Raw genomic sequence first — 13300 nt, 5'->3', positions numbered from 1 at the left:
AAAATATTAAAAAAGGGTAATTTACGTGAATCACTATTTACAAACAATTTGTTCATTTATTTTAAGGGTCATGTACAATTATTAGTTATTTTTACGACCCAATATTAGATTTTCCCTCGATGCAAACATCATTAAAAATTGCTGTAGTTGGTTCTGGACTTGTAGGGTCACTTCTGGCAATTTATCTTAAAAAAGCTGGTCATACCGTTCATGTTTATGATCGTAGCCCAGATATCCGAAAAATAAATTTTTCTGGCCGTTCTATTAATCTAGCAATGTCCAACCGTGGCTGGAAGGCTTTGGATGCAGTTGGTGTTGGAGATTCGGTTCGAGAAATTGCAATTCCGATGGATAAACGCGCCATTCACTTGGTAGACAAATTAAATTTTCAGAATTACGGTCAAGAAGGCGAATCTATATATTCTATCTCAAGAGGAAAACTAAACAGAAAGATGATCGATCTTGCTGAAGAAGCTGGAGCCGAATTTCATTTTGAACAAAAAGTTTGGGACGTTACCTTGAACGACGCTACGCTTCATATCGGCGAAAGTGAAAGAGGAGAGTGGGAAGAAAGAAAGTTCGATATGGTTTTTGGTGCCGATGGAGCTTTTTCTAGAATCCGTCACAGAATGCAGCGTCAGAGCATGTTCAACTATTCGCAGGAATTTTTGAATATGGGGTATAAAGAATTGAACATTCCAGCAAATCCAGACGGAACTCATAAACTAGATAAAAACTCATTTCACATTTGGCCAAGAGGAGAGTACATGTTAATTGCACTTCCTAACCTTGACGGAAGTTTTACATGTACCTTGTTTATGCCTTTTGAAGGAGAAAATTCGTTTGAATCATTAACGGACCGCAAAATGGTTGAAGATTTCTTTGAGAAAAATTTCCCAGACTCAATCGAAGTAATTCCAGAACTAGCAAATGATTTCTTTAAAAATCCAACCAGTACTTTGGTAACCATGAAATGTTTCCCTTGGACTTACGAAAATAAAATTGCCTTAATCGGAGATGCCTGTCATGCCATTGTTCCTTTTTACGGGCAAGGAATGAATGCTGGTTTTGAAGATATTACGGTTCTAAGTGAAATGATTGAAAAGTACCAAGACGATTGGAAAAAAATATTCTCAGAATATCAGATCTCAAGAAAACCAAATGCAGATGCCATTGCAGAACTTTCGTATCGAAATTTCTTAGAAATGAGTACTAAAACGGCTGATGAAAAATTCTTGTTGCAAAAGAAAATAGAAAAAGTTTTCTCAGATAAACACCCAGACAAATGGATTCCGCTTTACAGCCGCGTTACTTTTAGTGATCGCCCTTATGCCGAAGCTTTGGCAATTGGGGATTATCAAAACGGAATTATGGAAGAAATCCTTCGAATGGAAAATATAGAAAAGATCTGGGACAGCTCAGAAGTTGAAAACAAAATTCTAGCATTATTAGAACAGGCTTAAGTTTTTATACCTATTATAATTATATAAGTAAATATAAACTTTACATATAATAATGAACCCGACAGATTTTTTAAGAATCTGTCGGGTTTTATATTTTAGATGGTTTAGTTTTTTTATTTCTTAAAGATTTTAGTCAAGACACCAAAAACACCTCTTATAAAAGTAGCGCTTGTTACGACTTTCAAAACAGATTTTGTAACAACTTCTGTAGTGCTTGGACCGGCTTTTGATGATTTGGCAGGAGCTTGTTCTTCTTGCTGGGCTGCGACCTCGGCGGCTTCCGTCAGTTTTTTGTTTAAAATTTCAAACGCACTTTCGCGGTCAATTTCTTCAGCATATTTTTTAACTAGTTTCGATTTGCCGTTTATCTCATCAATTTCAGATTGAGATAAAACATCCATTCGGCTCATTGGCGCACGCATCATAGTCGCCACAAGCGGAGTTGGAATGCCTTTTTCGTTAAGCGCTGTGACCAAAGCTTCCCCAATTCCTAGACTCGTCAATAATTCATCAGTCTTATAATAAGGAGAAGTAGGATAGTTGTCGGCTGTCTTTTTAATTGCCTGGCGATCATTTGCTGTAAAAGCTCTTAACGCATGCTGAATCTTTAGTCCTAACTGAGCTAAAACACCGCTTGGTACATCCATTGGGTTTTGCGTAACAAAATAAATTCCAACACCTTTAGAACGAATTAGCTTTACAATAGTTTCGATTTGCTCCAGAAGTGCTTTGCTGGCTTCATTAAAAATTAAATGCGCCTCGTCAATAAAGATCACCAATTCAGGCTGATCTGCATCTCCTTTTTCTGGCATCTTCTGATAAATTTCAGCCAAAAGACTCAACATAAAAGTCGAGAATAATTTTGGTTTATCCTGAATATCCGTTAAGCGGATGATATTAACGTAACCTTTGCCGTTTTCATCAATTCGCATTAAATCATCCGTTTCAAAAGACAGTTCGCCAAAAAATAAGTCGCCGCCTTGCTGTTCCAATTCTATTATTTTTCTAAGAATGGTTCCTGTCGTGGCAGTTGAGATTTTACCATAACTAGCAGCAATTTCATCCTTACCTTCTTCAGTAATATAATTGATTACTTTTTTAATGTCTTTTAAATCAAGTAGAGGCATTTTGTTATCATCGCAATATTTGAAGATAACCGCTACAACTCCAGCCTGAGTATCATTCAGATCTAAAATTCGTGAAAATAGAACAGGTCCAAACTCAGAAACTGTAGCACGAAGGCGAACACCATTTTGTTTAGATAAAGACATCAACTCAACAGGAAATGCAGATACATTATAAGGTATATTAATTTTAGCATGACGTTCTGTAATAAAACCTTCTTCTTTACCTTCTTTGGCTATACCGCTAAAATCCCCTTTAATATCCATCATTAATACAGGAATTCCTGCACTAGAAAGCTGCTCAGAAAAAACCTGAATTGTTTTAGTTTTTCCTGTTCCAGTTGCACCAGCAATTAATCCGTGTCGGTTTAAAGTTTTTAGCGGAATTTTTACATGGGCTTCTGCAATTGGCTCACCGTCAAGCATTGCGCCTCCAAGTATAATACTGTCTCCCTTCGAAGAATACCCTGTAGTTATATCTGAAATAAAATTCTCTTTTTTATTCATGTTTTTATTTGTAATTTAGATTGTTATATGAGTATTGCTTTGTTTTTGGGTGCTTTTTATGTGGTTTTTTTTAGTAAGAAAAAGCTTTTTTTGATTGAAAATTTAATAAAAAAAAAATTCGCAACTTTTTAAGAAGATATCAAAGGAATCTTTGAATATTTACTAAAACGTTGTAATTTTTCTAATTATCCTCCTTTTTTTTGTTTTATCTAAAAAATGACGTGACCAATTTAATGAGATATTTTTTAATTTGAAGTTAAATTTCGGTCAATTAAATTAAAAAAAGTTTTTTTATTTAAACTAAACGTATAAATTTGCTCCTCTACAAGTTAAATATAACTAAAAAATAAAAATTATTTAAAACTATTAAAATTAAAAAAAATGGCAAACGTTAAAGTTAAAAAAGAAAGCACTTCAAATGGCGGAGGAATGATCACAGGAATCATTATTGTAGCGTGTATCTTAGTAGGGGTGTTTATTTGGAAAGTAATCATGGGGGATTCTGCGAACTTCGAAGGAGGTAATCCAGAAACAGGACATCCAATCAATACATTAGGACAAGTATATAAAGGAGGTTTCATCGTACCAGTATTATTAGGTATGTTTTTAATGGTTGTTGTTTTTTCTATTGAAAGATTTATTGTTATCGGTAAAGCTGCAGGAAAAACTAACCTTGACAAATTCATGAAAAGTGTTCAAGGTAGTATTAAAGAAGGAAACATCGAAGCTGCTATCGCTTCATGTGACAAACAACAAGGTTCAGTTGCAAACGCAATTAAATCTGCTTTGGTAAAATACCAAGATGTTAAAAAAGAAGGATTCAACAGCGAAGAAGCTTCAGAAGTAATCCACAAAGAAATTGAAGAGGCAACTTCATTAGAAATGCCAATGTTAGAGAAAAACATGACTATTATCTCTACTTTAGTATCTTTAGGTACATTAGGAGGATTATTAGGAACTGTATCTGGTATGATTAAAGCGTTTGGTGCGTTAGCTTCTGCTGGTACTCCTGACCAAGCTGCTCTTGCAACAGGTATCTCTGAGGCACTTATCAACACTGCTACAGGTATCTCTACTTCTATCTTAGCAATTGTTTCTTACAACTTCTTTACTGCTAAAATTGACGATTTAACTTACTCTATCGATGAGGCTGGTACTACAATCGTTAATACTTACAGAAAATTCAGAGGAAGTTTAAGACAATAATTAATTTTTGATTTTATAATCAAAAAAATAAAATAAAAGATAATGGCTAAAATAAAAATGAAAAAAAAGTCTACATCGACAGATATGACTGCGATGTGTGATGTAGCGTTCCTTTTGCTAACGTTCTTTATTTTGACCGCTACTGCTAAAGTGCCTGAGGCATTGCCTGTAGATATGCCTGCTTCTGTTGCGATAAGTAAACTGCCAGATACTGATTTGGCTATTATTACAGTAGGAAAAGGGAAAGTATTTTTTGACATCAAAGGAAGAGAAGTTCGTAAAAGAACTCTTGAAGGAATGGGTGCAAAATATGGTATTGAATTTTCAGAAGAAGATAAAACCAAATTTGCTCTTATGGATGATTTTGGTGTGCCAATTACAGGTTTGAAGCAAATCATTGATATGAAAGCGGCGGACAGAACCAAAGCAAACCAGCCTGGAATTCCTTTGGACTCATTAGATAATCAATTAAAAGAATGGCTTCTAATTTCTAGAAGAGCTACTATTGATTTGGATGACAAAGAATTGCAGATTGCGATTAAAGGAGATGCTAAAGAAGAATATCCAAGAATTAGAAAAATTATGGATATTTTGCAAGATCAGAAAATCAATTCCTTTAACTTAGTTACAGGTAAGAGAGGAAGAGACTTTTAATTAAAAAATATACACTAAGATGGCTGAATTAAATACCGGCGACGGCGGTGGTGGTAAAGGTGGTAAAGTAAGAAGTAAAAAGCAGAATTCGAAAGTCGATTTAACGGCGATGGTGGATTTGGCATTCTTATTGATTACATTCTTTATGTTAACTACTTCGTTGTCAAAACCTCAATCGATGGATTTATCATTGCCAAATAAAGATGATGATCCAAATAAGAAAACTGAGGATACCAAAGTAGACGAGAATCGTACTATGACAGTAATGTTAGGTGGCGATAATAAAATGGTTTACTATATGGGATTATTGGCATCACCAAAAGTGGGACCAAAAGATATTGCATATGGTAAAGATGGTATTCGTAGAGAATTACTAAAACAAAAGAAAAATGTTTTGGCTTATTCTGCAGCTTTAGGGAAACCTAAAAACGGAATCATTGTGATCATTAAACCAACTAAAAAATCAAATTACCGTAATTTGGTTGATATCTTGGACGAAATGGCTATCACTGGAGTTGATACGTATGCGATTGTTCCTGAGTTTACACCAGAAGAAACAAAAGTGATAGATAAAAAATAAGAGCAATCTTAAATTTTATCGACTTAAAAATCAAGAAGTATGAAATTAGATATTATAAAAAATCAGTGGCTTGATATCGTATTCGAAGGACGTAATAAGATATATGGAGCATACGAGCTGAGAAAATCAAACGGAAAAACAACTGTGAAAGCACTTGTTATTGGTTCTCTTATCTTTAGTGCTGCTATTGCCGCTCCTCTTATTGCGAGTTTGTTACCAGACTCAGCAGAAGAAGAAGAGGTTAAAGAGGTTAAGATGGCTGCAGTAAAACTACCTCCTAAAAAAGAGGAAGTTAAGCCTAATATGCCACCGCCACCACCACCGCCACCTAAAGTGGATCAGGTTAAATTCGTTAAACCTGTGGTTGCAAAAGCGGAAGAAGTAACTGAAGACCCACCAAAAATTGTTGATTTAAAAGACAAAAAAGTTGGTGCTGAGACTATCAAAGGAGATCCAGATGCAGTTTTAACTGTTGATGAGCCAGTTGGAAAAGGACCAGTAGCAGAGGTGGTACAAGAAGATAATACTGTATATAATACAGCTGGTATCGAAGTAAAACCAGATTTCCCAGGAGGTATTGATAAATTCTACAAATTCGTAGGAAACAATTACAAAACTCCAGAAGAAGAAGGTTTAAAAGGTAAAGTTTACGTTACGTTTGTAGTTGAAAAAGACGGGTCATTAACAGATATTAAAGTTTTAAGAGATATCGGTTATGGTACAGGAGCAGAAGCAATTCGTGTTCTTAAAAAATGTCCAAAATGGACTCCCGGCGAGCAAAATGGTAAAAAAGTTAGGGTATTATACTCTCTTCCTATTACTATTCAATCTGCAGAATAATGTTAAAAGATATGCTTAATAATATTCAGAAGAAATCGCTCAAAGAGCGATTTCTTCTTGTTTTAGGAATACTGTTTTTTTTAATTTATCTTGTGCTCGGTTTAATGATTATGTTCTGGGAGAAACTCCCGCTAAACATGGAATGGAAATACAGATATGCTTTTGGAGGACTACTAATTGTATATTCGGGAATAAGATTTTTAAGATTAATTAATTCAAAAGAAGAATAATTATGTTGAAATATAGTAAGGCTTTGGGTTTGGTTGTTTTTGTCTTTTTGTTTGCCATGTGCAACCAAAAAAGCAAAAGTGAAACTGAAAAAGAGACCATTTTGAAAGGATCACTTGATATTGCGGTTGACGAAACAGTAAAGCAAATTGTAGACGATCAGGTTGCTGTTTTTGAAGGTACTTACTATAATGCAAAAATAACAGTAAAGCCAAATTCAGAAGCTGAAGTAATTAATGATCTATTAAATCAAAAAACTAAAGTTGCAATTACAACTCGAGATTTAACTGCAGAAGAAAGAGCTCGTTTTGATAAAAGTAAAATTAATCCGAGAGTAACTCCATTTGCCCATGACGCTATTGCTTTTATTTCAAACAAAAGCAATAATGATACTTTAATTGCGTTGAAAAGTGTTATTGATTTCATGCAAGGTAAAACAGATGGTAAAATTAAAGGACTAGTTTTCGATAATCCTAATTCAAGTACTGTTCGTTACATGAAGGAATTAGCGAAGGTGAAGGAAATACCTAAATCAGGAGTTTTCTCATTTAAAACAAATAATGAAGTAATCAAATTTGTTTCAGAAAACGAAGGAATGATTGGGGTTATTGGTATTAATTGGTTTTATCAGCCAACACCTGATATGACTGAGACTATTAATAAGATAAACGTCCTTTATGTTAAAGGTTTGAATAGTAATGAATATTACAGTCCTACTCAGAATGACTTAGAAATTGGGAAATATCCTTTGGCACGTGATTTGTTTATTATCAATTGTCAAGGTTATTCGGGACTTGGAATGGGATTTGCTTCATTTATAGCAGGCGATATCGGACAGCGAATAGTTTTAAAATCTGGATTGCTGCCATATAAAACTCCAGGGCGAAAACTAAAGATTAGAAGTGAAATTATAAAAGATAAAGAATAAATTAATTACAATAAAGATGAATAAATTTAAAATTTTAAGTCTTGCATTAGTTGCTTCGGCTACCGCAGCAAAAGCGCAAGATATCAACCAAGCAAAGAAGGCAATTGATGCTGAACAATTTGATAAAGCAAAAACAATCCTTAAATCAATCATCAAAAGTAAACCTTCAGATGGGGAAGCAAATTTTGTTTTAGGTAATGTTTATTTAAACCAATCTGTTGTCGATTCTGCAAAAATCTATTACAATAATGGATTGCAAGCTTCAGACAAGAAAAACTTAAGCTATATCGGTTTAGGACAATTAGATCTTGATGCTAAGAATAGTGCTGCTGCTCAAGCTAATTTCGCTTTGGCAACCAAAGACATGAAGAAAAAAGATGTAAATGAATTTATTTACATCGCAAGAGCCTACATGAATTCTGAGAATCCAGATTATAAAAATGCTACTGAAGTTTTGAAAAGAGCTTTATTAGTTGATCCTCAAAATGCACAAGCATTATTAGCGATTGGAGATGCTTACTACGGAGCAAACAACCAAAATGATGCTTACAAAGCTTACCGTGATGCTTTTACTGCTGACAACACTTTGTTGAGAGCAAAAATGCAATTGGGAGTTTTATTAAAAGGTGCTAAATCTTATGATGAAGCAATTAAATCATTCAATGAAGTTATCGCATTAGATGCTAACTACGGGCCAGTTTACAGAGAGCTTGCTGAAACATATTACAAATGGGCAAGAAATAAACCTTCTACTGCTAAAGTTAACTTGCAAAATGCAATTACAAATTATGAGAAGTACTTAAGTTTGACAGATTACTCTCTTGATTCTAAAATGCGTCATGCAGATTTCTTGATCTTAGTTAAAGATTACAAACAGTTAGAAACTGTAGCTAACAAAATGATCGCTCAAGATAAAGTAAATCCTAGAATTTTCAGATATTTAGGATATGCTGCTTACGAAAATGGAAATGTTGATGTAGCTATTAAATCTCTTCAAGATTATATTAATACACCATCAAACAAAGTAATTGGTAGAGATTACTACTATTTAGGACTTTCTAAAATTAAAAAAGGAACTGGAGCAGATGGTACAGTAAATCAAGCAGCTTTTGACTCTGGTTTGGCTGATATCAAAAAAGCGATTGAATTAGAGCCTCTAGTAGTTGAAGAATTCGCAGATTTTGGAAAAGAATTATTCGGTAAAAAACAATATGCACAGGCAGCGTCTATTTTTGAACTTGGAGCAAACAACCCTGAGTCTAAAAATTACTTAGATGACAGTGTTTATTATGGAATTTCTTTATACTATGGTAATGCTAGTAAACCAAAAGAAAGCCGTGATGCTGTTGCTTTAGGAAAAGCAGATGCAGTTTTCGATAAAATTTTAACTACTGCTCCTAGCTATGATGAAGCATATTTGTATAAAGCTAGAATCAACTCTTTATTAGATAAAGATGATATGATTATTAAAAACTACGAAGAGTATGTTGCTAAAATTTCAGCAAAAGGTGCAGAAGAAGTGGCTAAGCCAGCTGTAGCTAAAAAATTTGTTGAAGCTTACAATGGTATTGGTGCTGCTTATGCTAATACAGATAAAGCTAAGGCTATTGAGTATTTTAATAAAACTTTAGTTTTAGATCCAGCTAATTCATATGCTACACAATCTATAAAAGCTTTAAAATAATTAGAAGATTTTAAAGAGAATATAAAAACCGATAGTTCTAAAAAACTATCGGTTTTTTTGTTCCGTATTTTATTGACTATCTTTGCACTTTTAAAATAGTATAATGTTACCAAAAGAAATACAATTAGAAGTAAATAAAGGAGCCATGCTTCCGTTGATGGAAGAATTTTACACCATTCAAGGAGAAGGTTCACATACAGGAAGAGCTGCTTACTTTATTAGGATTGGTGGGTGTGATGTAGGTTGTCATTGGTGTGATGTTAAAGAAAGCTGGAATGCTGAACTTCATCCTCCAACGAAAGTAGATTTAATTGTGGAAAATGCTGCAAAATATGCTGATACAGTTGTTGTAACTGGTGGAGAACCTTTGTCATGGGATATGACTTTTTTGACAAAACGTTTAAAAGAGAAAAATTTAAAAGTGCATATTGAAACTTCAGGTGCTTTTCCATTATCAGGAACTTGGGACTGGATTTGTCTTTCACCTAAAAAGAATAAACTGCCAACTCAAACAGTGTATGACAATGCTCATGAGTTAAAAGTGATTATCTACAACAAGCATGATTTTATTTTTGCGGAAGAACAAGCAGAATTAGTAAATGATGATGCGATTTTGTTTCTTCAGCCAGAATGGAGTAAAAAAGAAGAAATGACTCCGCTTATTGTTGATTATGTTATGAATAATCCAAAATGGAGGGTTTCATTGCAGACACATAAATATCTTAATATCCCATAAAACAGAAAATCTCTTCATTTGAAGAGATTTTTTTGTTTATAAAGTATTCAGATGTATAAAAAATTTACAGTTGGTTATTGCCAATTTTTATAATTTTTCAAAGTAGTAATGTGTGCCAAGTGGTGGTTTCCGTGCCAAGCATACATTCCAATCATTCTTTTGAGTTTAATTTCTGAATTATCAGAAGGATGTATAAAAGTTTTTTCTAAATCAGATGTTGATAAACTTCGCATGATATAGCCCAATCTGAAATGAAGTCCTTTCAGTAAATCTAGAGTTGGTTGGATTGGCATTGTCAGATTGTCGCTTAATTCAGACCAAAGAACTTCGTCATAAGGTTTAATTACAGGATTGTTTTCTGTCAAAGCCCATTTTAGACGAACGTAGCAATTCATATGGCTTTCGGCACAATGATGAATAACTTGTCTTACTGTCCATCCGCCAGGCCTATAAGGAGTGTCCAGTTGTTCGTCGGTTAAATGAATCGTTTCCTTTGCTAGTTTTTCAGGGAGAGTTTCAATTTCTTTGATTTTTTCAGAAATATATTCTGTTGAATATTGTTCTGGAGCTGTAAATTTTCCAATCGGATATTTTAATTTCTCTAAATCTAGTTCATTCATGGTTTTATGGTTTGTTTTAAATGGAAAGTTTAGCTAAATAATCGTAATGTTCGCCTTCAAGGATAAGTTCGCAATTTAAACCATTTGCAACTGCTGCATTTTGAAGCGTATTATAATCTAGATATAACCAGTCAAAAGGTTCTTCTTTTTCTCCTTTATATTTAATATTAAAAACAAGTTCACCATAATAATCATTTTCAGACGGAATCCATTTGCCGCCATCTTCATCTTCATCAAACATATAAATGATGTCAGAACTGTCAATTAAAATTTGCCCTCCAGGATTTAAAAGGGATTTTAATTTAGATAAGTATTTGTTACAGTTTTTTAACTGGCCAAAAATACCTGTACCATTCATTAAAAGGAGGATTGTATCAAATTTTTCTCCTTCAAAATCTAAAATATTTTCAACTTTAGCATTTATTATTCCTCTAAGGCGACAGGTTTCAATTGCTTTTTCTGAAATATCAATCGCGGTTATCTCTAGATTGCGTTCATTTTGTAACGATAAAGCATGACTGCCGGCGCCACATCCCACATCTAATATTTTTCCTTTAGCCAATTGTAAAGCCTTTTGTTCAATTTTAGGCATTTCATTATAAGTTCGGAAAAGATATTCAACACTCATTTCGTCTTCTTCAGAAATCGAAGTTTCGGTGATAATATCTTCTGGCGAATTTTTGGTGTAAAAATCAAATATTGCTTTCCCAAAAAGATCTTTCATTGTTTTAGTTCAAAGTTTAAGGTTTCAAGTTCAAAGTTGCTTAATTTTGCAGATCAACTTTAAATTTTAAACTTGAAACAGATTTTAAATAACTTAAGTAAGTTAGCCAAAGATAAGCATAACGAGAATAAAAAGTATTTCGATAAGCTTAAAAAGAAACCGCCAAAAAATTTAGACTATATTATGCAGGATTTGCATGATGCTGAATTTAAGAAAACGGATTGTTTAAAATGTGCTAATTGCTGCAAAACAACTGGGCCATTATTTACTTTAGCAGATATTGAGCGAATTTCAAAACATTTTAGACAAAAGCCACAACAATTTATCGATCAGTATTTAAGAATTGATGAGGATAAAGACTATGTTTTGAAAAGCGTTCCCTGTGCTTTTTTGGATAATGAAAACTATTGTATGATTTATGATGTTCGCCCAAAAGCCTGTCGAGAGTTTCCTCATACAGATAGGAATAAATTTTATCAGATTTCAAACCTAACTTTGAAAAATGTCGAAATTTGTCCAGCGGCATATAATATAGTAGAGGAAATGAAAAAGAAATTACCATTATAAATAGAAACGAACAATTGTTAGCGAGAATATCACAGTTTTCCTTTTTTAAGGTGTACTTTTGAGAAAGGAATAATTAATCAACCTAGAGAAAACTTATAATTTGAATTTAGAATATTTTATAGCCAAAAGACTTATTACTGCCAAAGATTACAAAAGCAGTATTTCGGCACCTATTATAAAAATTGCTATTTCTGCAATAGCGATCGGAATTATTATGATGATTGTTTCTGTGGCAACTGGAATTGGTTTGCAGAAAAAGATTCGTGATAAAGTCTCTGCATTCAATGGTCAAATTATAATTTCTAATTATGATAATAATAATTCAGAAGTTACCACAGTTCCAATTTCGAAGAAACAAGATTTTTATCCTAATTTTAAGTCAGTACCAGAAGTAAGCCATATTCAAGCAGTGGCAAGTAAAGCTGGAATAATTCGAACAGAAAACGCTTTTGAAGGGATTATATTTAAAGGAGTAGGGGCGGATTACGATTGGAACAATATTAAAGAGTACATTGTAGAAGGTAAGCTGCCAGATTTTTCAAAACAATTGAATCAAGATGTTATTATTTCGAGATTCTTGGCAGATCGTTTGAATCTGAAAATCGGGGACCAATTCAATACCTTTTTTATAAAAGAAGAACAAGGAAAGCTTCCAAACATCCGACGATTTAAAATTGCAGGAATATTTAACTCAGGTTTCCAGGATTTTGATGCTACATATATTATAGGAGATATTCGCCACATTCAAAGAATTAATAAATGGAGCGAGGATCAGATTGGAGCATTCGAGATTTTTGTCAATGATTTTGACGAAATTAAAGCAGTAGGGAACAAAGTTTACGAATCAACTTCGTCTAATCTCGATACAAAAACCATTATAGAAAAATACAGCTACATTTTTGATTGGCTCCAATTATTTGATTTTAATATTGTAATCATTTTGGGGATCATGATTCTAGTTGCGACAATTAATATGGTAGTAGCGCTTTTGGTGCTTATTTTAGAAAGAACGCAAATGATAGGAATTCTAAAATCGATGGGAGCAAATAACTGGTCAGTTCGTAAAATATTTTTGTATAACGCCTTTTACTTAATTCTTCGCGGATTATTCTGGGGGAATCTAATAGGTATTTCAATTCTTTTAATCCAGCAGCAGTTTGGAGTAATTCAGCTCAACCCTGAAAATTATTATGTCAATGAAGCTCCAGTCTATCTAAATTGGACTTATATACTTTTATTGAATCTGCTTACTGTTACAGTTTGTTTCTTAGTGTTGTTAATTCCTTCTTATATAATAACAAAAATATCCCCTGTAAAAGCCATTCGTTTCGATTAGATTAATAAACTATTATATACAGCCCGACAGGTCTTGGAAACCTGTCGGGTTTATTTTTTGCATGCATATATCAAGGAGAAAACCTCGGTTGCCAGTCTGAGCG

The 13300-nt window shown here is 33.4% G+C and carries 14 protein-coding genes; 11 read left to right on the top strand and 3 right to left on the bottom strand.

Annotated elements, in window-relative coordinates; genetic code table 11:
* The first annotated feature begins 119 nt into the window (after positions 1–119).
* Positions 120–1463: an FAD-dependent oxidoreductase gene (locus DMA14_RS12880; protein ID WP_111425059.1), complete on the top strand. Its 1344-nt coding sequence runs from the start codon at positions 120–122 to the stop codon at positions 1461–1463.
* Positions 1464–1576: 113 nt separating this feature from the next.
* Here DMA14_RS12880 and DMA14_RS12875 read toward each other — a convergent pair whose 3' ends face one another.
* Positions 1577–3094, bottom strand: a complete 1518-nt coding sequence (locus DMA14_RS12875) for a helicase HerA-like domain-containing protein (RefSeq protein ID WP_111425058.1) — start codon at positions 3092–3094, stop codon at positions 1577–1579.
* A gap of 381 nt (positions 3095–3475) precedes the next feature.
* Between DMA14_RS12875 and DMA14_RS12870 the strand changes: the two genes are divergently transcribed.
* The 8 genes from DMA14_RS12870 to DMA14_RS12835 all read left to right on the top strand — a co-directional run bounded on the left by DMA14_RS12870 (position 3476) and on the right by DMA14_RS12835 (position 9950).
* The gene (locus DMA14_RS12870) at positions 3476–4300 is read left to right on the top strand and encodes a MotA/TolQ/ExbB proton channel family protein (protein ID WP_008464979.1); all 825 of its coding nucleotides are present in this window, start codon (positions 3476–3478) and stop codon (positions 4298–4300) included.
* A 42-nt stretch (positions 4301–4342) separates the two neighbouring features.
* On the top strand, positions 4343–4954 hold the full coding sequence (locus DMA14_RS12865) for an ExbD/TolR family protein (protein ID WP_111376539.1): 612 nt from the start codon (positions 4343–4345) through the stop codon (positions 4952–4954).
* Between the two features lie 19 nt (positions 4955–4973).
* On the top strand, positions 4974–5534 hold the full coding sequence (locus DMA14_RS12860; protein WP_111425057.1) for an ExbD/TolR family protein: 561 nt from the start codon (positions 4974–4976) through the stop codon (positions 5532–5534).
* A gap of 39 nt (positions 5535–5573) precedes the next feature.
* A complete protein-coding gene (locus tag DMA14_RS12855) occupies positions 5574–6374 on the top strand; it encodes an energy transducer TonB (RefSeq protein WP_111425056.1) in 801 nt (266 codons plus the stop codon).
* Positions 6374–6604 (top strand): hypothetical protein, encoded by a 231-nt coding sequence (locus tag DMA14_RS22990; RefSeq protein WP_111365906.1) that lies wholly within the window; start codon positions 6374–6376, stop codon positions 6602–6604. The genes DMA14_RS12855 and DMA14_RS22990 overlap by 1 nt, the downstream gene beginning before the upstream one ends.
* A gap of 2 nt (positions 6605–6606) precedes the next feature.
* Entirely contained in the window at positions 6607–7530 is a 924-nt protein-coding gene (locus tag DMA14_RS12845; protein WP_111376542.1) for a PstS family phosphate ABC transporter substrate-binding protein, read from the top strand.
* A 16-nt stretch (positions 7531–7546) separates the two neighbouring features.
* Positions 7547–9214: a tetratricopeptide repeat protein gene (locus DMA14_RS12840; protein ID WP_111425055.1), complete on the top strand. Its 1668-nt coding sequence runs from the start codon at positions 7547–7549 to the stop codon at positions 9212–9214.
* 103 nt (positions 9215–9317) lie between these two features.
* On the top strand, positions 9318–9950 hold the full coding sequence (locus DMA14_RS12835; RefSeq protein ID WP_111425054.1) for a 7-carboxy-7-deazaguanine synthase QueE: 633 nt from the start codon (positions 9318–9320) through the stop codon (positions 9948–9950).
* Between the two features lie 74 nt (positions 9951–10024).
* Here DMA14_RS12835 and DMA14_RS12830 read toward each other — a convergent pair whose 3' ends face one another.
* Positions 10025–10570, bottom strand: coding sequence for a YfiT family bacillithiol transferase (locus DMA14_RS12830; protein WP_111425053.1), 546 nt, complete (start codon positions 10568–10570; stop codon positions 10025–10027).
* Between the two features lie 16 nt (positions 10571–10586).
* Entirely contained in the window at positions 10587–11294 is a 708-nt protein-coding gene (locus DMA14_RS12825; protein WP_111425052.1) for a class I SAM-dependent methyltransferase, read from the bottom strand.
* A 72-nt stretch (positions 11295–11366) separates the two neighbouring features.
* Here DMA14_RS12825 and DMA14_RS12820 point away from each other — a divergent pair, with 72 nt between their 5' ends.
* Both DMA14_RS12820 and DMA14_RS12815 read left to right on the top strand, forming a co-directional pair.
* Complete coding sequence (locus DMA14_RS12820; protein WP_111425051.1) at positions 11367–11861, top strand: YkgJ family cysteine cluster protein; 495 nt, start codon at positions 11367–11369, stop codon at positions 11859–11861.
* Between the two features lie 100 nt (positions 11862–11961).
* Positions 11962–13197: an ABC transporter permease gene (locus DMA14_RS12815; RefSeq protein ID WP_111425050.1), complete on the top strand. Its 1236-nt coding sequence runs from the start codon at positions 11962–11964 to the stop codon at positions 13195–13197.
* Positions 13198–13300 lie beyond the last annotated feature (103 nt).

Origin of the sequence: Flavobacterium sharifuzzamanii (assembly GCF_003254585.1) — a bacterium.
GTDB lineage: Bacteria > Bacteroidota > Bacteroidia > Flavobacteriales > Flavobacteriaceae > Flavobacterium > Flavobacterium sharifuzzamanii.
This window is presented reverse-complemented; position numbering and strand designations above follow the sequence as displayed.

Coding starts and splice junctions, on each gene's coding strand:
- DMA14_RS12880 (WP_111425059.1), top strand. CDS start 120: ATGCAAACATCATTAAAAATTGCTGTAGTTGGTTCTGGACTTGTAGGG.
- DMA14_RS12875 (WP_111425058.1), bottom strand. CDS start 3,094: ATGAATAAAAAAGAGAATTTTATTTCAGATATAACTACAGGGTATTCT.
- DMA14_RS12870 (WP_008464979.1), top strand. CDS start 3,476: ATGGCAAACGTTAAAGTTAAAAAAGAAAGCACTTCAAATGGCGGAGGA.
- DMA14_RS12865 (WP_111376539.1), top strand. CDS start 4,343: ATGGCTAAAATAAAAATGAAAAAAAAGTCTACATCGACAGATATGACT.
- DMA14_RS12860 (WP_111425057.1), top strand. CDS start 4,974: ATGGCTGAATTAAATACCGGCGACGGCGGTGGTGGTAAAGGTGGTAAA.
- DMA14_RS12855 (WP_111425056.1), top strand. CDS start 5,574: ATGAAATTAGATATTATAAAAAATCAGTGGCTTGATATCGTATTCGAA.
- DMA14_RS22990 (WP_111365906.1), top strand. CDS start 6,374: ATGTTAAAAGATATGCTTAATAATATTCAGAAGAAATCGCTCAAAGAG.
- DMA14_RS12845 (WP_111376542.1), top strand. CDS start 6,607: ATGTTGAAATATAGTAAGGCTTTGGGTTTGGTTGTTTTTGTCTTTTTG.
- DMA14_RS12840 (WP_111425055.1), top strand. CDS start 7,547: ATGAATAAATTTAAAATTTTAAGTCTTGCATTAGTTGCTTCGGCTACC.
- DMA14_RS12835 (WP_111425054.1), top strand. CDS start 9,318: ATGTTACCAAAAGAAATACAATTAGAAGTAAATAAAGGAGCCATGCTT.
- DMA14_RS12830 (WP_111425053.1), bottom strand. CDS start 10,570: ATGAATGAACTAGATTTAGAGAAATTAAAATATCCGATTGGAAAATTT.
- DMA14_RS12825 (WP_111425052.1), bottom strand. CDS start 11,294: ATGAAAGATCTTTTTGGGAAAGCAATATTTGATTTTTACACCAAAAAT.